At 37.3% G+C, this 22,075-nt stretch carries 19 protein-coding genes; 12 read left to right on the top strand and 7 right to left on the bottom strand.

All coding sequences use genetic code 11. The annotated features are described in order from the left end of the window. Positions 1–114: 114 nt before the first annotated feature. Positions 115–1,104 carry an NADP-dependent oxidoreductase gene (locus QZ620_RS05505; protein ID WP_295179833.1) on the bottom strand — a complete coding sequence of 330 codons (990 nt, stop codon included), beginning with the start codon at positions 1,102–1,104 and terminating at the stop codon, positions 115–117. 144 nt (positions 1,105–1,248) lie between these two features. On the opposite strand from QZ620_RS05505, the gene QZ620_RS05510 reads away from it, so the two are divergent. From QZ620_RS05510 to cysM, 4 genes are all read left to right on the top strand, one after another. Next, on the top strand, positions 1,249–3,510 hold the full coding sequence (locus QZ620_RS05510; protein ID WP_295179835.1) for an FUSC family membrane protein: 2,262 nt from the start codon (positions 1,249–1,251) through the stop codon (positions 3,508–3,510). Further along, positions 3,491–4,003, top strand: coding sequence for a DUF6155 family protein (locus tag QZ620_RS05515; RefSeq protein WP_295179836.1), 513 nt, complete (start codon positions 3,491–3,493; stop codon positions 4,001–4,003). The genes QZ620_RS05510 and QZ620_RS05515 overlap by 20 nt, the downstream gene beginning before the upstream one ends. Before the next feature lie 107 nt (positions 4,004–4,110). Beyond that, on the top strand, positions 4,111–4,902 hold the full coding sequence (epsC, locus tag QZ620_RS05520) for a serine O-acetyltransferase EpsC (RefSeq protein WP_295179837.1): 792 nt from the start codon (positions 4,111–4,113) through the stop codon (positions 4,900–4,902). After that, positions 4,902–5,789 carry a cysteine synthase CysM gene (gene cysM / locus QZ620_RS05525; RefSeq protein ID WP_295179838.1) on the top strand — a complete coding sequence of 296 codons (888 nt, stop codon included), beginning with the start codon at positions 4,902–4,904 and terminating at the stop codon, positions 5,787–5,789. The genes epsC and cysM overlap by 1 nt, the downstream gene beginning before the upstream one ends. Before the next feature lie 120 nt (positions 5,790–5,909). Here cysM and QZ620_RS05530 read toward each other — a convergent pair whose 3' ends face one another. Next, positions 5,910–6,467, bottom strand: coding sequence for a hypothetical protein (locus tag QZ620_RS05530; RefSeq protein WP_295179839.1), 558 nt, complete (start codon positions 6,465–6,467; stop codon positions 5,910–5,912). 95 nt (positions 6,468–6,562) lie between these two features. Continuing rightward, positions 6,563–7,279 carry a Crp/Fnr family transcriptional regulator gene (locus tag QZ620_RS05535; protein WP_295179841.1) on the bottom strand — a complete coding sequence of 239 codons (717 nt, stop codon included), beginning with the start codon at positions 7,277–7,279 and terminating at the stop codon, positions 6,563–6,565. Positions 7,280–7,490: 211 nt separating this feature from the next. Between QZ620_RS05535 and QZ620_RS05540 the strand changes: the two genes are divergently transcribed. Then, a complete protein-coding gene (locus QZ620_RS05540; protein WP_295179843.1) occupies positions 7,491–9,005 on the top strand; it encodes a DEAD/DEAH box helicase in 1,515 nt (504 codons plus the stop codon). Here QZ620_RS05540 and QZ620_RS05545 read toward each other — a convergent pair. After that, positions 9,002–11,314 (bottom strand): transglycosylase domain-containing protein, encoded by a 2,313-nt coding sequence (locus QZ620_RS05545; RefSeq protein ID WP_295179845.1) that lies wholly within the window; start codon positions 11,312–11,314, stop codon positions 9,002–9,004. The two genes, QZ620_RS05540 and QZ620_RS05545, sit on opposite strands and share 4 nt — an antisense overlap. A gap of 765 nt (positions 11,315–12,079) precedes the next feature. On the opposite strand from QZ620_RS05545, the gene QZ620_RS05550 reads away from it, so the two are divergent. After that, the gene (locus QZ620_RS05550; RefSeq protein WP_295179847.1) at positions 12,080–12,931 is read left to right on the top strand and encodes an SdiA-regulated domain-containing protein; all 852 of its coding nucleotides are present in this window, start codon (positions 12,080–12,082) and stop codon (positions 12,929–12,931) included. Position 12,932: 1 nt separating this feature from the next. On the opposite strand, the gene QZ620_RS05555 is transcribed toward QZ620_RS05550, so the two are convergent. Continuing rightward, positions 12,933–14,216 carry a dipeptidase gene (locus QZ620_RS05555; protein WP_295179849.1) on the bottom strand — a complete coding sequence of 428 codons (1,284 nt, stop codon included), beginning with the start codon at positions 14,214–14,216 and terminating at the stop codon, positions 12,933–12,935. Positions 14,217–14,324: 108 nt separating this feature from the next. On the opposite strand from QZ620_RS05555, the gene QZ620_RS05560 reads away from it, so the two are divergent. Genes QZ620_RS05560 through QZ620_RS05570 form a run of 3 tightly spaced genes read left to right on the top strand, consistent with a single transcriptional unit; the run spans position 14,325 to position 17,685 of the window. Further along, on the top strand, positions 14,325–15,776 hold the full coding sequence (locus QZ620_RS05560; protein WP_295179851.1) for a RimK family protein: 1,452 nt from the start codon (positions 14,325–14,327) through the stop codon (positions 15,774–15,776). A gap of 2 nt (positions 15,777–15,778) precedes the next feature. Continuing rightward, positions 15,779–16,999 carry a glutamate-cysteine ligase family protein gene (locus QZ620_RS05565; RefSeq protein WP_295179853.1) on the top strand — a complete coding sequence of 407 codons (1,221 nt, stop codon included), beginning with the start codon at positions 15,779–15,781 and terminating at the stop codon, positions 16,997–16,999. Beyond that, a complete protein-coding gene (locus QZ620_RS05570; protein ID WP_295179855.1) occupies positions 16,996–17,685 on the top strand; it encodes an N-formylglutamate amidohydrolase in 690 nt (229 codons plus the stop codon). The genes QZ620_RS05565 and QZ620_RS05570 overlap by 4 nt, the downstream gene beginning before the upstream one ends. Positions 17,686–17,717: 32 nt before the next feature. On the opposite strand, the gene QZ620_RS05575 is transcribed toward QZ620_RS05570, so the two are convergent. Both QZ620_RS05575 and QZ620_RS05580 read right to left on the bottom strand, forming a co-directional pair. Beyond that, positions 17,718–18,128 carry an OsmC family protein gene (locus QZ620_RS05575; RefSeq protein WP_295179857.1) on the bottom strand — a complete coding sequence of 137 codons (411 nt, stop codon included), beginning with the start codon at positions 18,126–18,128 and terminating at the stop codon, positions 17,718–17,720. A 142-nt stretch (positions 18,129–18,270) separates the two neighbouring features. Beyond that, positions 18,271–18,702: a peptidylprolyl isomerase gene (locus QZ620_RS05580; RefSeq protein ID WP_295179859.1), complete on the bottom strand. Its 432-nt coding sequence runs from the start codon at positions 18,700–18,702 to the stop codon at positions 18,271–18,273. A 199-nt stretch (positions 18,703–18,901) separates the two neighbouring features. Here QZ620_RS05580 and QZ620_RS05585 point away from each other — a divergent pair, with 199 nt between their 5' ends. Genes QZ620_RS05585 through QZ620_RS05595 form a run of 3 tightly spaced genes read left to right on the top strand, consistent with a single transcriptional unit; the run spans position 18,902 to position 21,935 of the window. Then, a complete protein-coding gene (locus QZ620_RS05585) occupies positions 18,902–20,368 on the top strand; it encodes a Gfo/Idh/MocA family oxidoreductase (RefSeq protein ID WP_295179861.1) in 1,467 nt (488 codons plus the stop codon). Between the two features lie 3 nt (positions 20,369–20,371). Beyond that, positions 20,372–20,824, top strand: a complete 453-nt coding sequence (locus tag QZ620_RS05590; RefSeq protein ID WP_295179863.1) for a hypothetical protein — start codon at positions 20,372–20,374, stop codon at positions 20,822–20,824. Positions 20,825–20,858: 34 nt separating this feature from the next. Further along, positions 20,859–21,935: a transporter substrate-binding domain-containing protein gene (locus tag QZ620_RS05595; protein ID WP_295179865.1), complete on the top strand. Its 1,077-nt coding sequence runs from the start codon at positions 20,859–20,861 to the stop codon at positions 21,933–21,935. Positions 21,936–22,075 lie beyond the last annotated feature (140 nt).

The following is a 22,075-nucleotide window of genomic DNA, read 5'->3' on the forward strand; positions in this document are numbered from 1 at the left end:
TAGATAAAAGTTAAACCCCTTTATTTAGAACTTACACACTTTACGGGATAGTGTCTATAATAAATAAAAAAGCCCGGATTAAATCCGGGCTTTTTTTACGCATTGGAATAATCATTAAATTTTAACGACCATTTTACCAGTGTTCTTACCATCAAATAGATCGATAAATGCCTGAGGAGTATTTTCAAACCCTTCTACGACAGTTTCATCATACTTCAGTTTTCCGGATTTCAACCAACCGGCAAGTTCCTGTATAGCTCTCTGAAACTCTTCCTGGTGATCTCTTACCAGAAATCCCTGCATCAATGCAGATTTCTTAATAAGAATCCCTTCAGGTCTTGGTCCTGTTGGTGTACCAGTTTCATTATAAATTGAGATAGCACCACAATTAATAATACGCGCTGCTTTATTTATATTCTGAAGAGTGGCATCCAGAATTTCTCCACCAACATTATCAAAATATACATCAACTCCATCAGGGCATTGCTCAGTGATCGCTTCTTTCATATTGGAAGTAGTCTTGTAATTGATACCACCGTCGAATCTAAATTTACTTTGGACATGATCGATCTTTTCATCAGATCCTGCAATACCGATTACACGACATCCCTTAATCTTTCCAATTTGACCAACAACACTTCCAACAGCTCCGGCGGCACCAGATACCAACAATGTTTCACCTTCCTTCAGTTTTCCAATAGTGTCAAGTGCAAGATGGGCGGTCAATCCTGTTAGCCCAAGAACTCCCAGGTATGCAGATAGTGGTGCCATCTCCTTATCAATCTTTCTCAAACCCTTTCCATCATGCGATTGCTCTAATTTCCAGTCCAGCATTCCTATGACATGTTCACCTTCTTTAAAATCTTCAGAATTAGAAGAAACAACTTCGGAAACCACCATAGATTCTAATGGTTGGCCAACCTGAAATGGTTCGATATAAGATTCCTCATCACGCATTCTTCCGCGTAAATAAGGATCTACAGAGATATATTTTGTTTTAAGCTTGAGTGATCTATCCTCTGAAATTTCAAAATCCTTGATCTCAAAATCTGAAGTTTCAGGTTTACCTTTTGGACGTTGTTTTAATAATATCTGCTTATTCATAACTTTTATTTTTAAGCAAATTAATATGCATCTGTTCATTTGGCAAACATGCATTCATAATTAAAACTTAAAACCTAAAAAGAGTGTAGATAGCGATGATTATTAAGCTCAACTTTGTAATTTCAATGTTCCAAACCCTCAAATTTGAAGATAAATTTTCAGCACTATTATAATGAACTTATTAAGTTTTTAAGAAGTACCGACTTCTCGAAAGCTATTGTTCTAACCATTGCGATCGTAATTCCAATTGCAGTTTTTTCCAATTTAGGTTTACTTGAAATAGGAGTAAGCATGGCGATGGGGAGTTTACTTTCATCTCCAAGTGATGTGGCTGGGAGTTTTAAACATAAGGTCATGGGTATCATGGCCGCGGCATTTCTTGGTGCACTTTCCTTCTGTATCGCAGGTTATTCTGCACAATTCAGCTGGGCAGTGGCACCCATGTTGTTAGTAATGATGTTCAGTATAGCATATCTTTCTGTATATGGTTTCAGAGCTTCGCTGGTTACTTTTGCCGGATTACTTGCAGTAGTACTTAGTTTCGCCAATATTTCTTCGGAAATTGAGATCTGGCAAAAATCCATTCTCATCTTTGGCGGAGGATTATTCTATATGCTTATTAGTATTGCCTGGTATTTATTAAAGCCTGAAAGAGCCTCGGAACAGCAGATCGCTGAAACCATGGAACTAACCGCAGATTATCTCCGACTCAGAATAAGAATGCTCGATCCTGAATCTGATCTGGAAAATATTCAGAAAGAACTTTTCCAGAAGCAAACCGAACTTAATGAGCATCACGAAAGTTTGAGGGAACTTCTTATAACTTTCAGAATGTCCTCGGGAAGTTCAGGTTATACTCGAAAAAGGCTGCTCATATTTATAGATCTTGTAGATATGCTGGAACTGGCAATGGCTAATCCTATTGATTACCCACAGATGCGAAAAGTTCTGGATTCCGATTTTATAGAATTAAAAGTGTTTAAGGAGTTTTCAGTGAAAATGGCAGAACAGCTGGACCTCATTGCGCTTTCAGTACATAAAAATTCCGCGATGCCTGTGAATCAGCTTTCCGAAGAATTGAAGAAGGTTGAGATAAGTCTCCTAAAATACCGGGACACGATCAACATTTCTGAAAAAAGGGAGAGTATGCTGGTCCTGAGAAACTTCTATGATTACCAGACCAGGCAATCTCAAAAAATTAATAATATTGACCGCGTGCTTAGAAATCTTGAAGGAAAGAAAAGGATTTTTAAGGATAAGGATGTCCAGCAATTTCTAACTCAGCAGGAATACAGTTTTAAAACCCTTCGCACCAATTTTCAGTTCAATAGTTCTATTTTTCGTCATGCATTAAGACTCTCCATCGTAGTACTGGTAGGATATTTACTTGGGTCCTATTTCTCGGTTCAGAATGCGTACTGGGTTTTACTAACGATCGTCGTGATCATGCGACCTAATTACGGACTAACTAAACAAAGGACCAGGAAACGGATCATAGGAACGCTCATAGGCGGCGCCCTGGCAATTGGAATAGTTTTTATAACTCAAAACACTACGGTGTATGCTCTTCTGGGAATTTTAAGTTTAACGCTGGCATTTTCACTAATTCAACGCAATTATACCACCGCTGCGATGTTCATTACGCTCAGTATCATATTTATATATGCGCTTCTCCAGCCTGAAGTTCTCAATGTGATACAGTTTAGAATCCTTGATACAGTAATTGGTGCAGGTCTCGCGGGTCTTGGCAATTTTATTCTATGGCCAAAATGGGAATTAAAAGAACTAAACAATGTGATTGCTAATTCCATCAATTCCAATACGGGATATTTGGAGGAGATCGATGATTACTACCACAAAAAGGGAAATCTACCTATTAGTTACAAACTTGCCAGAAAGAAAGCCTTTTTGGATATGGGAGAACTTAGCGGAGCATTTCAAAGAATGACCCAGGAGCCAAAGTCTCAGCAAAAACAACTAAGTCTTATTTACGAAATTGTAGGCTTAAATCACACTTTTCTCTCTGCACTGGCATCGATGGGATCTTATATCAGGAACCACCCAACAAGCAAAGCATCCTCAGATTTTGAGATGTATACTAAAACCATTGTTTTCAATCTAAAAAATTCTGTACGCTTACTTGAAAATAAAACCAGACACGAGAAGGAACATGAAGGAATTTCTAAAGCTGGCAAGGCACTTCATCGTAAATTTGATGAGATGGCCACCGAAAGGGATAGAGAAATAAGCGAGGGAAAAGCCCAAATCGATGAGAACACGAGGTTGAATCTTCAGGAAGCACATTTAATTACCGGTCAATTGGAATGGCTTTTGGATATTTCAGAAAAACTGGAGATCAATACCGAAAAATTAACAGCGAAATTAGATGAGCAAAAGAGCCTTTAAAAAATACATTAAGGAACTTTCAAAAGAAGATCTAGAAGAGCAGATCATGGATCTATATAACAGGTTTGAGGATGTGAAAACATACTACAATTTCGTTTTCAATCCTAATGAGGAAAAACTCGTGCAGGATGCGAAATTTAAAATAGGGAAGGAGTATTTTCCACCAAACAACAGGCGTCCAAAAAAAAGACGTTCCGTAGCTCATAAGATCATTAAGCATTATCTGAAATTAGGAATGGAACCACATGCGCTGGCCGACGTTATGTTCTACAATGTAGAAATCGCCCAGACCTTTTCAGAAGAACAGGAATATATTACTGAAGCTTTTGAGAAAAGCATTTTTAAATCTTTTGAGCAAGCAGTGCAGTTTGTTGCTGAGTATGGAGTGATCTCAGAGTTCGAAAAGCGAATACAAAAGATCGCGAGGTTTAGTCACGATCACAAATGGAACAAAAGCTATCAATTCGTAACCACCGCAGATAGAGTACTTTAATCATAAATCTAATTTTTATAACGTTTACTGAAACAAAAAGTTACAATTGACTTAAATCAACATTGCTCTCAGTGCATTTAAGTATTTTTGAAATTAGAACAAAAGCTATGAAACTGGAAGAAATAATTAAGCAAATAGAATCTCAGAAAAATCTTCCTAATCTGAATTTCAGTATTAAGGAAAAGACCGAGTCATTTACAAAAAAGCTTTTTTACACTTTATTTGATAAGCAAACTCCCGTTGCAGATAATTTAATGGAATTGGGAAATGACTTCGAGGTGCTGGCAAAACTAGTTTGCTGGGAACCTGGTGCGCCCTGCCAGGATATCTGGAGTGATTATCTCACAAAGCTACCCGGAATCCTAGAGGATTTGAATCTTGATGCTGAAGCGATCTCTAAGAATGATCCCGCAGCAAATTCAGTAGAAGAAGTTTATTTAAGTTATCCTGGGTTTTTCGCGATAGCGATTTACAGGCTTAGTCATGAATTTTACAAATTTGGATTGCCTTTGGTTCCAAGATTAATGACCGAATGTGCTCATAGTCTTACAGGAACCGATATTAATCCTGGTGCCGTAATTGGAAAATCCTTCTTTATCGACCATGCTACGGGTGTTGTCATTGGAGAAACTGCAACTATAGAAGATAATGTTAAGATTTATCAGGGTGTCACCCTTGGTGCACTAACGGTTAATAAATCGATGCAGAATTTAAAGCGACATCCAACAATCAAAAATAATGTAACCATCTATGCCAACGCGACCATTTTAGGTGGGAAAACAGAAATTGGTGAGAATTCAGTGATAGGAGGGAATGTTTGGCTAACTAGATCTGTTCCGGCTAATTCCATGGTTTCTCATACCCCACAGATCAATATTAAAAATACAGCAGATAAATAATGAATAATTCAGTTATAGATTTAGTTGGGAATACACCTCTGGTGAAAGCCACAAGAGTCTTTTCAAAGCCCGGAGTAGAACTATACTTCAAACTTGAAGGCCAGAATCCAGGAGGAAGTGTGAAGGATCGTGCGGCTTATAATATGATTAAAAGCGCATTGGATCGCGGGACTATTAACAAAAAAACGAAATTGATCGAAGCAACCAGTGGAAATACCGGTATCGCACTAGCAATGATCGCTGGGATTTTTGGTCTTGATATTGAGTTAGTAATGCCCGAAAATTCAACTATTGAAAGAGTCCAGACGATGCGTGCCTATGGCGCCAAGGTAACCTTAACCAGTTCAGATAATGGAATTGAAGGTTCGAGAGATTATGCTGAAGATAAGATGAAATCCGGCAATTATTTTATGCTGAATCAGTTTGGAAATGATGATAACTGGAAGGCGCATTATAAAACTACAGGGCCGGAAATCTGGAGAGATACAGAGCAAAAGGTTACCCACTTTTTATCTTCAATGGGAACTACAGGCACTATTATGGGGACAAGTACATTTCTAAAGGAGAAAAATCCTGACATTCAGATTGTAGGAGTTCAACCTGAAGATAATGCCAGAATCCCGGGCATTCGAAAATGGCCGGAAGCCTATTTACCGAAGATATTTGATGCGAAAAAAGTAGACGAGGTACTGGAAGTAAATGAGGAAGATGCAAGAATAATGAGTCGAAGGCTTGCTGAAGAAGAAGGTATTTTTGCTGGAATGAGTAGTGGTGGAGCTACCGCGGCTGCAGTTAGATTATGTGAATCTTTAGAAAGTGGATTGGTAGTGTCTATTATATGTGATCGTGGTGACCGTTATCTTTCCTCAGACCTATTTGAAAAATAAATTAAGTTGTATAAGATCAAGGTTAACCTGTGATGAAGATCATAAAAGATCTATAGTCAACAATATTCCCTTATTCCGATGGTTTCGATCGGCACCTGATCTTATACAACTTTGTAATACTTAGAACTTCTCAATGGAAGCTACGCCATAATCATACTTTGAAGGAGTAATTTTTAGTCGCTGGCGATCGTTACCTTTCCGAAGAACTACGATATATTGCTCATTGTCAAGTTGATCGCTAATTCCCCGAGCCTGATACTTATTTCTGGTCATAGTCCAACCCATGTATTCTCCAAAAACTTCGTTTCTAACCAGGGCTGGTAAGGCGATATCTTTGAACATCTGGCTAGTTTTTAAAAGATTTCCTTTTTCGTCATAGGTAGCTTCTAAATAACCTTTCTTGCTCCGTAGAGTTACGATCACGTCTCCAGATTTAATATCGGCTTCATCCAGAAAACGATGAATATCGAAATTGGCTTTGGTAAAACCAATGGCATCTGATTGGAACTGAGCTGCAAATTTCTCCCTGACCTTCACAAGTCCGTTAGGATAATCCTCAAATACGAGATTTGCAGTTGGACTGAAATTAATTCTGGTCTCATCCAGTTGAATTACATCCTGTGCCTGAGCACCGATACTTAAAATAAAAACGAAAATAATAATGATGAACTTTTTCATGATGTAAGAATTTAATGATGAATAATTGATTATTGAAATTTTAAAATTACATCAAATACATCGTGCTGCAAATCACTTAAGTAGCATATCTATGATTAATTCTTATTTATTCTGTTGTTTTCCAGATGTTCCATTAATAGAGATACATCTTCAACCTGTACTTTAATTCTGGATATCTTTATAAGTCCCATCTTCTTCATTTTTTGAAGATGTCTGTTAACTACTGCACGACTTGAGCCAATTAAAAAAGCGAGCTCTTTATCTGGAAGATCATTGATATTCTGCAATTTATTAGACGTTCTATCTATGTTCTTCAATAGTAAATGCAGTAAACGTGTCGTTATATTTCTAAAAACCAGTTGCGAAACATTCTCTTCCAGCATTCGCATCGATCTACCTGCATAACTTAGAAAATTCTTATAATATTCAGGATATGACTGTAACCAGCTTCTCAATTTATCCATAGGAATAGCGAGTACTTCTGTATGATCAAGGCATTCATAATACGCTTTATGTTTGATCCCGTCCAGTAAGCAGAAAAGATCAAATACATCACCTTTTTTCAATAAGAAAATGGTATGTTCCTTAGCGCTATCAAAGTCTGTATGATACATTTTAACCCTACCATTCTTGATGATATAAAAGTGAAAAAGGAATTTTTCACAATGCACAAGACAGGTTTGTCTAGGCCATTTTTCTAGATAGAAGTCTTTTAACAGTACCTTTAAATGCTCTTCTGGAACATCAGTAAATAAACCGCATTCCTGTAATACTGTATAATTATTCTGGTGGATGAAATCTTTATCGTACAAATTCTCGGAAATTAGTTGGTTAATTTTCCGGGGAGTCATTTATCTGATCAATTGTTCTGGAGACAGTAAAATCAGTTTGATTAGCGAGACACTAATTTACGATAATTATAAGTAGTATAAGGGTTAAAATAGATTCTATAATGTCCAATTTATTTTTGACCAAAGCTTAAAATGCTTTATTTTTGCAAAATTGCTTACTATAAAGGACTATATGGCGTCAGAAACATTTGGTATTGAGAAAAAGAAGGTCGACAAACAATTATATGATTACCAACAAAAGGATATAGATAAAATTTTTGGGGTGATTGAAGAACATCCTGAAAACTATAATCTTCTATATCAATTACCTACAGGAGGAGGGAAGACAGTGATTTTCTCTCAAATGACCAGGGAATATATTCAAAGAACCAACAAAAAGGTTCTTATACTAACTCACCGAATCGAATTATGTAAGCAAACTTCGAAAATGCTTTCAGGATTTGGGGTGCGTAATAAAATCATAAACAGTAAAGTAAAGGAATTACCAGATCAAAATGACTACATGTGTTTTGTAGCCATGGTGGAAACTTTGAACAACAGGCTTAATGATGAAAAACTTAAGATCGAGGATATTGGACTGGTAATTATTGATGAAGCTCATTATAATAGCTTTAGAAAACTCTTCAAGTTTTTTGAAAATTGTTTTATTCTGGGAGTTACCGCTACACCGCTAAGCTCTAATATCAAACTACCAATGAAAGATAATTACCGCGAACTAATCGTTGGTGATTCTATTACATCTTTGATTGAAAAAGGCTTTTTAGCAAAATCTAATATTTATAGCTATAATGTTGGTCTTACGAATTTAAAAGTAGGAATGAATGGTGATTATACTGTGAAATCTTCTGAAGAACTTTATTCGAATTATAGCATGCAGGAGAAACTTCTCAATGCCTATTACGAACGTTCTCGCGGTAAGAAAACCTTAATTTTCAATAATGGTATTAATACTTCCGTAGAAGTTTACCATACATTTAAAAGCGCTGGCTTGCCTATTCGTCATCTAGACAATACCACCAGCAAGCAGGATAGAAAGGATATTTTGAAGTGGTTTAAGCATACACCAGATGCGATCGTGACGTCAGTAAGTATTCTTACTACCGGATTTGATGAGCCTACTGTAGAGACGATTGTCTTAAACCGTGCAACCAAGTCATTGACCTTGTATTTCCAGATGATTGGTCGTGGATCCCGGGTACTTAAAGACAAGAGCGAATTTACCGTGATCGACCTTGGTAATAATATGGCGAGATTTGGAAACTGGAGCAGTCCGGTGGACTGGAAACAAATCTTTAGATCACCAGACTTTTATTTTGAAAATCTGCTGAGTGATGAGGATATTGAAAGAGATTTTCAGTACCAGATGCCAGAGGAAATACGGGAACAATTCTCTAAAACTAAAGATGTCTCCTTTGATATTGAGGCTGCCTATGATACGGTTATCAAGAAAGGGTTAAAATCCAAAGCGGTTCTGGAATGGTCCATGGAACAGCATGTAAAGATGTGCGTGGAGAATAGTGAAGATGTCTTCGATGCCAGGATCCTTGCTAAAGAATTAAAGGATGACATTAGTTCAAGAATCAAACAATACTCTTATTGTATAAGTAAAAGCACTAAAAATTACCGGGACTGGCTGGAAGAAGATTACTCCAGAAAACTAAGAATGCAGATCAATAAGGAATTCTAATTATCGTCTTTTTTGCCGAAGAGTTTCTTAAAGAAACCTTTTTTCTTCTTCCCTTTTTCTTCATTCTTATCGTCTGAACTTTCTTTCCGATCTTTATTGTTACCGGAAAACAGTCTTTCGAAAAAGTTATCACGTTCTTCTGGCGGGCATTCCATCAGGTTTGCCAGCTCTGAAGATAGTGGTTGAAATCTCGCATTTGTAATAGTATTGAAGCTTGAACTTGCATTCATTTTCTGCATTAGCTTCGCAAAAATTGGTAGCGCCGAGTTTGCTCCCTGTCCAATTCCGGTGTTCCTGAAACCTATGCGGTGATCGTCAGATCCAACCCAGGTTACACAAACCAGTTCTGGCGTTATTCCCACAAACCAACCATCCTTATTATCCTGAGTCGTTCCGGTTTTACCTGCGATGTCATTTTTTAATCCATAACTATATCTAAGTCGGCTTGCGGTTCCTTCATCCACAGTAGCCTGCATCATATTGACCATAATTTTGCGGGTATCTTCTGAAAAAGCCTTTCTTTTAGAAACTTTAGGTTTAAAAGTAGCCAGTACATTGCCTTCAGCATCTTCGATTCTGCTAATATAGAATGGCTTGGTAGCATATCCATCATTAGCATAAGCTGAATATGCACCTGTCATTTCCTCCAAATTAAGCGATGCGGTTCCAAGCGCGATAGAAGGAACTGCCGGGAGTTCAGATTCTATTCCAAGATCTCTGGCCTGCCTGATCACGTTCGGTATTCCGGTTTCCATTAAAACTTTTACGGCAATAGTATTCATGGACTTGCTAAGTGCCGTCTTTAGATTGTAATTCATATTTGGATCATCTCCTTCCGAAGAAGAATTAGAAGGAGTCCAGCCTTTATCATAAGTAACTTCTCGAACTGAAAAATAGGTACATGGATCCATTCCATTTTCAAGGGCAGCGGTATAAACGAAAGGCTTGAAGGTAGATCCAACCTGTCTCTTGCTCTGGCTCACGTGATCATATTTAAAGAAACGAAAGTCAACTCCTCCAACCCAGGCCTGGACAGCGCCATCCTTGGGACTAACTGCCAGAAGTCCGGAATTCAGAAATTTCAGGTAATGTGCAATACTATCTATACTGCTCATATTTTTAGTTTCCATTCCATCATAAGTAAACAACTCGGTAGAATGTTTTTGTTCCATTCTTTCCAGGATCTGTTCTTCTGAAAGACCTTCTTTAGAAAGCTTCTGATATCTTGAACTCCGCTTTACAGCGTCCATCAATACCTTTTTATTCTTTTCCCATGGACCATAATTCCCGTAGGATTTCTCGTGATCGTTTTGCAATTGAGACATATGCTCTCGCATAGCCTCTTCAGCGAGCTGCTGCATTTCGTAATTAAGCGTGGTATGAACTATAAGACCATCTCGATAGATATTATACTTTTCTCCATCCTTGTTTTTCAAAGTATCGAGAATACCTGAAACATCTTTGCGTACCTGTTCTCTAAAATAGGGTGCAATACCTTTATCATGACTATAACTTCGATAATCCAGAACGAGTGGCAGCATTTTGGCTTCTTCAGCCTGTGGCATACTCAGGTAGTTATATTTCGCCATTTGCATAAGCACGACATCACGACGAAGTCTGCTTCTTTCTGGAAAGATTCGCGGATTATAATAATGACTGGCCTTCAGCATTCCGACAAGTACAGCAGCTTCTTCAAGCTTCAAATCCATAGTATGCTTATTGAAAAACTTCATGGAGGCACTTTCAATTCCGTAGGTATTATCACTAAAAGGCACCGTGTTGAAATAAAGCTGGATAAGTTCGTCTTTACTATAAACATTTTCCAGACGTTTGGCAATTACAGCTTCCTGCATTTTGTTAATCACAATACCCAGGATTCCGTAATCTTTTCTACCATAAATATTTTTAGCTAGCTGAAGAGTGATCGTACTTCCACCTCCGGCAGAATCATCCTGCAGTAATATTGATTTAAAGAAAACCCTTCCTAAACTACGGTTATCAATACCATCATGTTCATAGAAACGGGCATCTTCAGTAGCAATTAAGGCTTCAATAAGATGGGAGGGAAGCTGATCGAAATCGATGGGCTGTCGATCATAAACATAGAACTTACCTATTAACTCACCATTGGAAGCGAGAACCTGTGTGGCTTTATTTTGTTGTAAGGATGAAAGTTCAGATTCTGTAGGTATCTTTCCGAAGAGGCCAAAATAGATACTGGCAAAGAAAAGCAGGAAAAACCCTGTAAGGCTGGATATAGTAATAAGTGCCCATCGAATAATGGGATTGTTCTTTAGTTTCGCTAACATTCTTGAGTAGTAAGGTTTGCAAATAAACGAATGTTTGCATTAGTGAATTATATTTTAAGCTTAATTTATAAATTTTGTTAAATAAGAAGAGGCTAACAATACTATTAACCTCTTTCCTAATTGTAATTGTGATGAACTGATTGATAAATTGGTCTTTTCATGCAGTATATTTTTGATCGCTATATTTAGACCTGTATGATGATTTAATGTTTAGAAATGGCCTCCGGTGTGTGATGCCACCGGTTCTGGCATTTCCAAAAACCTGTAAATTACTTTCCAGACTTGTCATGATTGATAAATTTTTTGATGATTGATTAATACTTTCTACGTTTCGAGAAAAATGATTTTTCTGCGTTGGCTTCAGTATTCATGAAGCATGATCTTGATTTGGTTTGATTGATTGAATGTCTCATAATGATTGTTTTGATGATTGATGAATAAGTTTGATTAAGCTCTTTTGCGCTTCGGAAATACCTGTCTCTGTAGGTTCGCCTCGGTGTTCATAAAGCATTGTCTTCCTTTTGTGTGATTGATTGAATGTCTCATAATTAAAGTTTTAGATGATTAATAATCCATTTTTGATTTTGTTGATGATGGTTTCTATTTAATAGACGCTGCAAATCTTGCTATGTTACAGTACTATGCAATAAAAGGTACTGAATTAACAGATTTTAACATATATTGGTACTATTCGCTGTTCAAAGTATTGTTAAACTTTTTCAGTGAAATTAGCTTAATTGTACATTAGAACTCAAATGTATCTATATGAATAAGTGGGTTATTGGAATCGTAACTATGGTCATTGTTTTGGCCGGAATCATTTACGCGATCTACCAATTAAATGATTACGATTTTAACGATGTCGAGAAATCTTATGAAATAGTCGAGTCATGGGAATTACCTTCAGAATTAAATGAAGTTTCAGGAATGGTATATAATGAAGACGGACTTATGATCTGTGTGCAGGATGAAGATGGTATCCTGTTCATTTTTGATATGGAAACTAAAGAGATCATTGAAAAACACAAGTTCTCATATTCCGGAGATTATGAAGCTTTAACTTATCTGGATGGTATCTATTGGGTTGCTGAAAGTAATGGGAGAATCATAGATATTTCAGATCTTGACGTTGCAGATCAGGAACTGGAAGGTACACAGCTGGACTTTGAATACAGGAACAATATAGAAGGTATGACTGCAACTCAGGACGGGAAGTTGTGGATCACAGTAAAGGATCGTAATCTGGACAATAGCAGTGGTTACAAAGGTGTATATGAATATGATCCTAAAACCAGAAAACTGCAGAAAGAACCAATCTTAAGAATTGACTACGACGATCCTCAGTTTGAACGTTTAAAAACTCATAATCCCAGAAAACTTTTAAGACCATCAGATCTTGCAATTAATCCGTTAACCGGTGATCTATATATTCTTGATGCTGAATTTCAAAAGGTAATAATTACAAATCAACAAGGCAGTATAAAATTCATTCATCTGCTGGATCCTGCTGAATTTGAACAACCAGAAGGAATTGCATTTTCCAAGGACGGCAGAATTTTTATTTCTAATGAAAGAGTAGGAGTGCCCGCAAATATCAGGGAAATAAAATTTAATTAATTTATCTCTGCAAATTCTTGCTTACCTCCTGAACTTCATCGAGTACTCTTAGTAGATTTTCACCCCAGAGTTTCGCTATTTCCTGTTCAGAATATCCTCTTCTAACAAGTTCGATGGTTACGTTAAGCGTTTCGCTGGCATCATCCCAACCATAAATTCCACCGCCTCCATCAAAATCGGAGCTAATTCCAACATGATCAATCCCGATTTTTTCCACGAGGTAGTCAATATGATCTACGAAATCTACTACTGCCACCGGAGTTGAAGTTTCGTTTAAGTTTTCCAGGCCATTTTTAGCGGCGATTCTTATCTTTTTTAGTTCTTTATAATAGTTCTCTTTAGCTGTATCATCAAGTTTTTGAACGCTGTCGCTTTCTAAATAACTCAAGCCCAATTGATCTGCAGTATTTTTGAAAACTTCCGTTTCCGCTTTCGAAAAAGCATTGTGTTTCTCAGTATTTAAATAGGAACTAAACGCTACCGTTTGAACGACTCCGCCATTATCGCGAAACAATTCAAGTAGTTCATCGTCCAGATTTCTACTATGATTGCAAAGTGCTCTGGCAGAAGAATGAGAAGCTATAAGTGGTGCTTTTGATATGCTGAACATATCTTTGATCGCTTCTTTGCTGGGATGTGAAACATCGATCATAATTCCGTATTTATTCATTTCCAGAACTGCCTTCTCTCCCAATTCGCTCAATCCATTGTGTAGCCATTGATCATTTTCTTCACCGGTATTGGAGTCGGAAAACTGACTATGACCATTATGTGAAAGCGACATATATCTGGCTCCTCTTTCGTAAAACTCTTTAATTCTGCTTAGATCTGTTCCAACAGGATACGCATTTTCCACACCTATCATGGCCACTTTTTTACCTTCTGCAACCAACTTTCTCACTTCCGCAGAAGTCGTAGCCAGTCCTATAGCTTCGGGAGCATAAATTTCTGTAAGTCTGTGGATTGCATCAAATTTGCTAATTGCATTTTTATAAGCTTCAGCATAACCTTGCTCATTCAATTCGCCCTGCCCGGTATAAACGATCAACCAGCTAACATCAAGACCACCAGCCATCATTTTCGGCAAATTTACCTGGGTGTCCAGGTCTTGTGTATAGTTATTTTCAGTAGTGAAATTATTGATATTTATATCGTTGTGAGTATCTATAGTAATTACACGCTCATGTATCCTGGTCGCTTTCTCGATCAATTCTGAATCTTGTGTTTGTGCATTGCTATTAAATACTAGAGAAAAAAGGAGTAATCCTGATATTGATAATTTCATAAACTTAGATTTTCAGGCTGAATTTAATAATTATATTTAAGGATAACTTAAAATCTTATTTACGATTGAATTTTAATATACATTTGATTAGAGTTACCAATTAATTGAATGAATAAATACATCGTTGTAAACCAGCCTGTAAACTGGAAAATTTCTCCGGAGAATACTAAAATTATCTCTTCGCGGGATTACCTTACCAATCCTGAATTCGCAAAACTCAAAAATGTTCGAATTTTTAATCTCTGTAAAGACTATTCATACCAGTCCAAGGGATACTATGTGTCTTTGCTGGCAGAAGCCCGTGGACATTCGGCTATTCCAACCATAAGGAATCTGGTGGACCTTGGAGAACCAAAGTTGGTTAGGATAGTTTCTGATGAATTTGACGATCTTATTCAGCGTAGTTTTAAAAGCCTGAAATCCAAAGAGTTTACGCTCAGTATTTATTTTGGGCAGAATGTCGCGGCGAAATACAAGGAATTGAGCGCTACATTTTTCAGGCATTTTCAAATTCCATTATTACGGGTACGATTCACTTTTACGACCAAGTGGAATATTAAAAGTATCAAAGCGATTTCTGAAGCTGAAATTCCTGAAGAACATAAAGAGAGTATGTTTGCATTTGCTGAGCAATATTTTAGCAAAAAGCGTTATGATACTCCGAAGCTTTCCAGTTATGAATATGACTTAGCAATCCTGGTTAAGGATGGGGATCCCGCACCTCCAAGTAATAGCAAAGCCTTGAAGAAATTCGTGGAGATCGCGGAAAAAATGGGTTTTTATACTGAAATTGTTTCACCTAAAGATCTCTCCAGACTTTCATCTTTCGATGCTCTGTTTATTCGCCAGAGTACAGAAGTGAATAACGAAGCATACGCTTTTGCCCGTAAAGCACAGCAGGAAGGTATTGCGCTCGTAGATATGCCAGATGCTATATTAAAATGTTGCAACAAGGTATTTATGGCTGAAGCTTTACAAAATGCCGGAATTCCAACTCCGCAAACCATGATCGTTCATAAAGAAAATGTGAGTCAGGTTCTGGAAACGATCGGTCTGCCAGTAGTATTAAAATCACCGGATTCTACTTTCTCTTTTGGAGTTAAGAAAGCAAAAACGGAATCTGAATATCATGAGCTCGCATCTGCGATGCTTAAAGAGTCTGAACTGGTTATCGCCCAGGAATTTTCATATTCTGAATACGACTGGAGAATTGGAATTCTGGATGGAAAACCATTTTATGCCAGTAAATACTATATGGCAAAAGGTCACTGGCAGATCTACAACTGGAATGCTGAAGACAAATATGATCAGGATGGAAATGCAGATTCTCTGCCTATAGAAAAAGTTCCTGCTGAAATAATTAAAATTGCGGAAAAGTCGGCGAAATTAATGGGTGCAGGCTTATACGGAATCGATATTAAAGAAACTGGAAAAGGTCCGGTGGTTATCGAAATAAATGACAATCCCAATATTGATGCGGGAGTAGAGGATGAGTACTATGGTGATAAAGTCTATACTGATATTATTACTGCTCTTAAAAACCGACTAGAAAAAAATTAAGAATGGCATATCACTTATTTGAAGTTTTTGGAATAGAGCTGGAATACATGCTCGTGCATCATAAGACAATGAAGGTAAATCCTTCAGTTGATGAATTGTTTACCCTTAAAAATGGCGCTCTAACCTCAGATGTTTCCAACGGTAAGATTGAATGGAGCAATGAGCTCGTAGCTCATGTAGTGGAATTAAAAACAAATGGTCCCGTATCCAGCCTGGAAGATCTGGAAAATGACTTTCTTCAGAATATAAAGGAGATCAACAAGCTTCTGGGAGGTATGGATTCAAAATTACTGGCTGGTGCATGCCATCCATTAATGGATACTATGGTCGAAACAAAATTATGGCCACATGATCATAATGAGATTTATAACCTCTACAACAGGATATTTGATTGCAGAGGACATGGTTGGAGCAATGTTCAAAGTATGCATATCAATCTGCCTTTTGCAAATGACCAGGAATTTGAGAAGTTGCACGCAGCAGTGCGTATCTTACTTCCAATCATTCCTGGTCTTGCTGCAAGCTCTCCGATATTGGATGGTCATTTCACTGGATATAAGGATTCCAGAATGCACTATTATAAAACCAATCAGAAGGAAATACCTCATATGACAGGGAAGGTCATTCCTGAACAGGTCTTTAGTAAGAAGGAATATCACGAAAAGATCTTCGATCCTATAAACAAAGCGATCAAAAAGTATGATACAGAACAAATTCTCGATCATCACTTTTTAAATTCAAGAGGAGCTATTTCACGGTTCGACAGGAATGCAATTGAGATCAGGGTTATCGATACTCAGGAAACACCTTCCGCAGATATTGCCATTGCAGCCTTTATAGTAGAAGCTTTAAAATTATTGGTTTCTGAAGAGCTCGTTTCTCTGGAAGATCAAAAGAAATGGCACGAGGATGATTTATTTGATATCTTTAATGATGTGATCAAGAATGCTGAAAATACGCTGATTACAAACAAGCGATATCTGGCAATTTTTGATATTGAAAAAGACGCTGAAGTTAGATATATCTGGAAAAACATTTATAAACGCGTAGGTAATAAATTGACTGTTAATCATCAGAATCATATTGAATTCTTATTACAGAATGGCAGTCTTTCATCACGTATCTTGAAATCCTTGAGAGGAGATTTTTCAGAAACGAACATAAAACGTACTTACTTGAAGATCGCTGAAAGTCTGCAGTCTGATCGTATGTTCCGGCCATGAAAATAGTAATTACCTGCGAACATGCTACGAATGCAATTCCGCCTGAATATGTTTATTTATTTGAAGAGCAGAAGGATGTTCTAAATACTCATGAAGGCTATGATCCCGGTGCTTACGATCTGTATAAATATTTAGAACCTTTATCAAATGCCAGCTATGCGCAGGATATTGGAAGATTACTGATTGAGACTAATCGATCTTTACACCATCCTAAGCTATATTCCAGGTTCTCAAAAAATCTTGAGCATTCTAAGAAGAGTGAAATAATCGCAGAACGCTATTTACCTTACCGGCAGTACGTTGAGAATTTAATTCTCGATATTCAGAAATTCAATCAAACGGTTCTACATCTTTCGATTCATTCGTTTACGCCCGTTCTGGATAATATTGAAAGAAATTGTGATATTGGAATACTCTACGATCCTAAGGTTCGGTTAGAGCAGGAATGGAGTGAGCAATTTAAAAGATCTCTCACAAATAAATCTAAATACAGAGTTCGTAAAAATTATCCATATTATGGAAAAGCTGATGGTTTTACTACTTACCTGAGAAAAAGATTTACAGAGAATTATATTGGAATCGAGATTGAGGTCAATCAAAAATTTGTTTCCAGGAATATCATGAATGAGAGTATGAAAGAAACCATATATAAATCCATAAAACTGTGCATAAAAAAAGCCCCTTAAATAAGGAGCTTTAATTCGGGGGATCTAATCTCTTATTTTAGATCGTATTCCAATGTAATTTCGGCATTAAGTAATTTTGAAAGCGGACAACTTTCTTTGGCTTTATTAGCGATCTTGTCAAATGTATCTTTATCAATTCCTGGTACATCTGCGGTCAAGATCAAATGAGATTTTGTGATTTCACCATCTTCGAATGTGATCTCACTGGTCGTAGCAACCTGGTTTGGTTCATATCCATCTTCAGAAAGAAAAGCGGATAGTTGCATACTGAAACAACCTGCGTGTGCTGCACCGATTAATTCTTCAGGATTTGTTCCATTTCCATCTTCAAAACGTGTCTTATATGAGTATTGTTCATCTTTAAGAACTCCGCTCTCAAGACTAACTGTTCCTTTTCCTTCTTTTAGAGAGCCTTTCCACTCCGCTGATCCTTTTCTTATCATAACTTAGATTTTGATTTTAATCTAATGTAAGGAGCATACCAGTCAATCGAAAAGAATTATCATAACCTTAACCAGAATATTAAACACAATCAAAAAAAAAGCCCGGATAGACCAGGCTTTTTCAAATATGTGCGATAATAAATTACTTGATCTCAACTACTTCAAGATCAAAAATAAGATCTTTTCCAGCTAGAGGGTGATTTGCATCTACTACGATGGTCTCATCCTTTACATCTGTAATTACCAGATTGATCTCACGACCGTCAGGTCCTTTAGATACCAATGGCATTCCAACTTCTGGTTTAAGCTCTTCTGGAAGTTGATTTTTTTGAACTTCCTGGATCAATTCTTCTTTTGGATCTCCGTAAGCTTCATCTTTAGATATGTTGATAGTCTTCTTCTCGTTAACTTCCATACCGATAAGGCCTTCTTCAAATCCAGGAATTAATTGTCCTTCACCTAGAGTGAATTCGATAGGTTCTCCACGTTCTACTGAACTGTCAAAAACCTGTCCGTCTTCTAGTTTTCCTGTGTAGTGTACCTTTACGGCATCATTCTGCTTAACTTGACTCATAAAATATTATTTTCCATTACAAATTGAGGCTTCGATATTCTCTCCACCATTTTCAAGTACAAATGTGCAAGGACCTTGCCGAAGGTCTAATTACCCGACACAATAACTGATTCCACCGGCAATATGTCAGTCAAGGTTTAATTGTTTTATTATCTGAAAAAAGATAACTTTAAGCAATTCCTAACCAACACCTTACAAAATGAGCAAATTTTCCTTACAGAATACTTCAAACGCCAGAAGAGATTTCATTAAAAAATCTGCAGTTGCAGCATCCGGATTTATGATCGTTCCCAGGCATGTACTGGGTGGACCTGGTTTTACTGCACCAAGTGATAAGTTATTAATTGCCGGGATTGGAGTAGGAGGTAAAGGAGAATCAGATATCATGAGTTTCTACAAAAGCGGCAAAGCTGAGATAGCATTTTTATGTGATGTAGATGACAGGCGAGCGGCAGCTTCCCGAAAAGCTTTTCCAAAAGCGAAGTATTATAAGGATTACCGGGAAATGTTTGATAAAGAATCTAAAAATTTCGATGCAGTAAGTGTTTCAACTCCAGACCATAATCATGCTGTACAAACTATGGCTGCTATGGAACGTGGAAAACATGTCTATGTCCAAAAGCCACTTACACACGATATTTACGAAGCAAGAAAGCTTACTGAAGCTGCAAAAGAATATAAGGTAGTCACCCAAATGGGTAATCAGGGTGCTTCAGGAGATGGGGTGCGTAAAATGAAAGAATGGTATGACGCAGGTCTAATTGGAGAAGTACAGGAAGTAAATGTATGGACGAATAGACCAGTATGGCCACAAGGAATCCCCTGGCCAAAAAATAGCAGTGCAATCCCTTCTGAACTGGACTGGAAATTATGGCTTGGTACTGCACCGCATAAGGAATATGTGGATGGATTGGTTCCTTTCAACTGGCGTGGCTGGTGGGATTATGGAACTGGTGCTCTTGGGGATATGGGTTGTCATCTTATCGAACCGCCTTTTAGCGTACTGGATCTCAAATATCCAAAAGAAGTGGAATGTAGCGTTGGAAGTGTATATGTAGATGAATTCCAGAGAGGTTATTTCCCGGATAGCTGTCCCCCGTCCAGCCATGTAATTATGAGCTTTGAGGGCAAGACTCCGGGTTCTGATGATATTAAGCTACATTGGATGGATGGCGGAATCAAACCTATGCGACCAGAAGAATTAGGTCCTGAAGAAACATTTGGAGATGGAGGTAATGGTGCGTTGATCATTGGAACTAAAGGTAAAATGATGTGTGGCACTTACGGACTTAATCCAAGATTACTACCTACCTCAAAAACAGACGAAGTCAATATAGCCGAAACTTACGAACGTGTGCCAAATGGCATGGATGGTCATTACGCTCAATGGGTGGAAGCAGCCATTGCAGGGTATGGCAATAAAAAACTGAGTTCACCGTTCGATATCGCAGGTCCTTTGACTGAATCTTTATTGATAGCAAATCTCGCCATTCGGGGTTATGATATTCAGAATAAGAAAAAGGACGCGAACGGTAAGGACCAGATCATTTATCCAGGCAGAGACCTAAAAATGATCTGGGATTCAGAAAATATGAAAGTCACCAATTTTGATGAAGCAAATCAATTTGTTAAACGAGAATATCCTGAAGGATTCACTTTATCTTAAAGGATGCTGTACTCTAAACATATGTACAGGCTTAAAAAATCTGCGATTTTGATCTCCGGGTTTATTCTAATGATCTATCTAACTGCCTGTACGGCATTTGATGGTAATAAGGATGTTGAAGACTGGGATACAATTTGTGTGACGGCAACCGCCTATAACTCGGTAGAATATCAAACTCAGAATAATCCAAGAATTACTGCCTGGGGAGATACGTTAAGACCAGGTATGAATGCGATCGCAGTTTCGCGTGATCTTTTAAAGATGGGACTGGATTATAATTCACCTATCAAAATAGAAGGTTTCGACAGTGTTTTCTATATAAAAGACAAGATGCACTATCGCTGGAAAAAAAGGATCGATATCTATATGGGACAGGACGTATCTAAAGCAAAAGATTTTGGGAAGAAGCAGCTAAATATTGCTTACTTATTTCAAGAGGATTCGTTGAAAAAATAGGAATGTTTATCTTCGAGCTCATTTAAAGTTTAAAATGATGTGTTATTCCAGGTTTACTATCCTGTTTGTATGTTTTATCCCCTTTTGCATCAATTCGCTTATCGCTCAGGATAGCCTTTCTTCGGAAACGAATAAAGTGGTCATAGGTATTTCTGAAACCGCTCCTTTTGTTGAGAAACATAATGGTAAATTTAGAGGTCTTAGTATAGCTTCCTGGAAAATGGTCAACGAGGAACTGCAATTGGACTACGAATTCAAAGAATACGAGGACCTAGGAAGTTTACTGGACGGTATAGAAGCAGGCGAGGTAGACTTTAGTATCAATCCGGTCACAGTGACAGATAACCGTATGCATCGTATGGAATTTTCACAGCCATACTTTATTTCTCACACCAGCGTCGCCAAAAGATCAGAATCCCAAACTTTAAGACACCTTAAAAATCTATTTAGCTGGGAGTTTTTCTCTATCATAGGATTGCTTTTACTTGTCATATTTATATTCGGCTTTTTAGTATGGGTGTTTGAAAGAAAAAAGAACAAGGAAGAATTTGGAGGTAATTTAAGGGGAATTTTACAGGGATTCTGGTGGAGTGCAGTAACCATGACTACGGTTGGTTATGGAGATAAATCACCGCGAACGCTAGGTGGAAGGATCATAGGTCTAATCTGGATGTTTATGGCTGTTATTATAATTTCTAGTTTTACTGCTGGCATCGCCTCATCATTAACTGTAAAAGGTATTAACGAAGAAATAAACAATATTCAGGATCTCGATCGATTTGATGTAACTACCGTAATGAGTTCGAGCTCTCAGGAACTTCTGGAATTATATAATATTGAAACCGAACTTGTCAATAATGGAATGGAGGCATTGGACAATCTTAACAAGGAAGAAACATATCTCGTAGTCTATGATGAACCTATTCTAAGGTACCATATTGAGCAAATGAACCTTGAAAACGAACTGGAAATTATTGAGCAAAGTTTGAAGAAGGATTATTATAGTTATGCATTTCCGAAAAATTCTGAATATCGGGATATGATCGATCCTGTGCTGGTTCGTATTCTGAAGTCAATGGAATGGGCTAGTATCGTGAAGGATTATAATTGAATCTTTGTGGAATATTGACACCATTTCTGCGTCCTAAGTGATAATCAACAATAATTTAAATGATATTTTATTTTTGGATTCAAATATGAAATATTTAAAATTCCTACAATTAAATTATTGATAATTAGTATATTGGGGTC

It is taken from the genome of uncultured Christiangramia sp. (assembly GCF_913046405.1).
Taxonomy (GTDB): domain Bacteria; phylum Bacteroidota; class Bacteroidia; order Flavobacteriales; family Flavobacteriaceae; genus Christiangramia; species Christiangramia marina.

What these genes read in the sequence shown, in the direction of transcription:
- QZ620_RS05545 (WP_295179845.1), bottom strand. Translation starts at nt 11,314, where the DNA reads ATGTTAGCGAAACTAAAGAACAATCCCATTATTCGATGGGCACTTATT.
- QZ620_RS05570 (WP_295179855.1), top strand. Translation starts at nt 16,996, where the DNA reads ATGAAAATAGTAATTACCTGCGAACATGCTACGAATGCAATTCCGCCT.
- QZ620_RS05565 (WP_295179853.1), top strand. Translation starts at nt 15,779, where the DNA reads ATGGCATATCACTTATTTGAAGTTTTTGGAATAGAGCTGGAATACATG.
- QZ620_RS05505 (WP_295179833.1), bottom strand. Translation starts at nt 1,104, where the DNA reads ATGAATAAGCAGATATTATTAAAACAACGTCCAAAAGGTAAACCTGAA.
- QZ620_RS05560 (WP_295179851.1), top strand. Translation starts at nt 14,325, where the DNA reads ATGAATAAATACATCGTTGTAAACCAGCCTGTAAACTGGAAAATTTCT.
- QZ620_RS05555 (WP_295179849.1), bottom strand. Translation starts at nt 14,216, where the DNA reads ATGAAATTATCAATATCAGGATTACTCCTTTTTTCTCTAGTATTTAAT.
- QZ620_RS05540 (WP_295179843.1), top strand. Translation starts at nt 7,491, where the DNA reads ATGGCGTCAGAAACATTTGGTATTGAGAAAAAGAAGGTCGACAAACAA.
- QZ620_RS05580 (WP_295179859.1), bottom strand. Translation starts at nt 18,702, where the DNA reads ATGAGTCAAGTTAAGCAGAATGATGCCGTAAAGGTACACTACACAGGA.
- QZ620_RS05575 (WP_295179857.1), bottom strand. Translation starts at nt 18,128, where the DNA reads ATGATAAGAAAAGGATCAGCGGAGTGGAAAGGCTCTCTAAAAGAAGGA.
- cysM (WP_295179838.1), top strand. Translation starts at nt 4,902, where the DNA reads ATGAATAATTCAGTTATAGATTTAGTTGGGAATACACCTCTGGTGAAA.
- epsC (WP_295179837.1), top strand. Translation starts at nt 4,111, where the DNA reads ATGAAACTGGAAGAAATAATTAAGCAAATAGAATCTCAGAAAAATCTT.
- QZ620_RS05530 (WP_295179839.1), bottom strand. Translation starts at nt 6,467, where the DNA reads ATGAAAAAGTTCATCATTATTATTTTCGTTTTTATTTTAAGTATCGGT.
- QZ620_RS05515 (WP_295179836.1), top strand. Translation starts at nt 3,491, where the DNA reads ATGAGCAAAAGAGCCTTTAAAAAATACATTAAGGAACTTTCAAAAGAA.
- QZ620_RS05595 (WP_295179865.1), top strand. Translation starts at nt 20,859, where the DNA reads ATGATGTGTTATTCCAGGTTTACTATCCTGTTTGTATGTTTTATCCCC.
- QZ620_RS05550 (WP_295179847.1), top strand. Translation starts at nt 12,080, where the DNA reads ATGAATAAGTGGGTTATTGGAATCGTAACTATGGTCATTGTTTTGGCC.
- QZ620_RS05590 (WP_295179863.1), top strand. Translation starts at nt 20,372, where the DNA reads ATGCTGTACTCTAAACATATGTACAGGCTTAAAAAATCTGCGATTTTG.
- QZ620_RS05585 (WP_295179861.1), top strand. Translation starts at nt 18,902, where the DNA reads ATGAGCAAATTTTCCTTACAGAATACTTCAAACGCCAGAAGAGATTTC.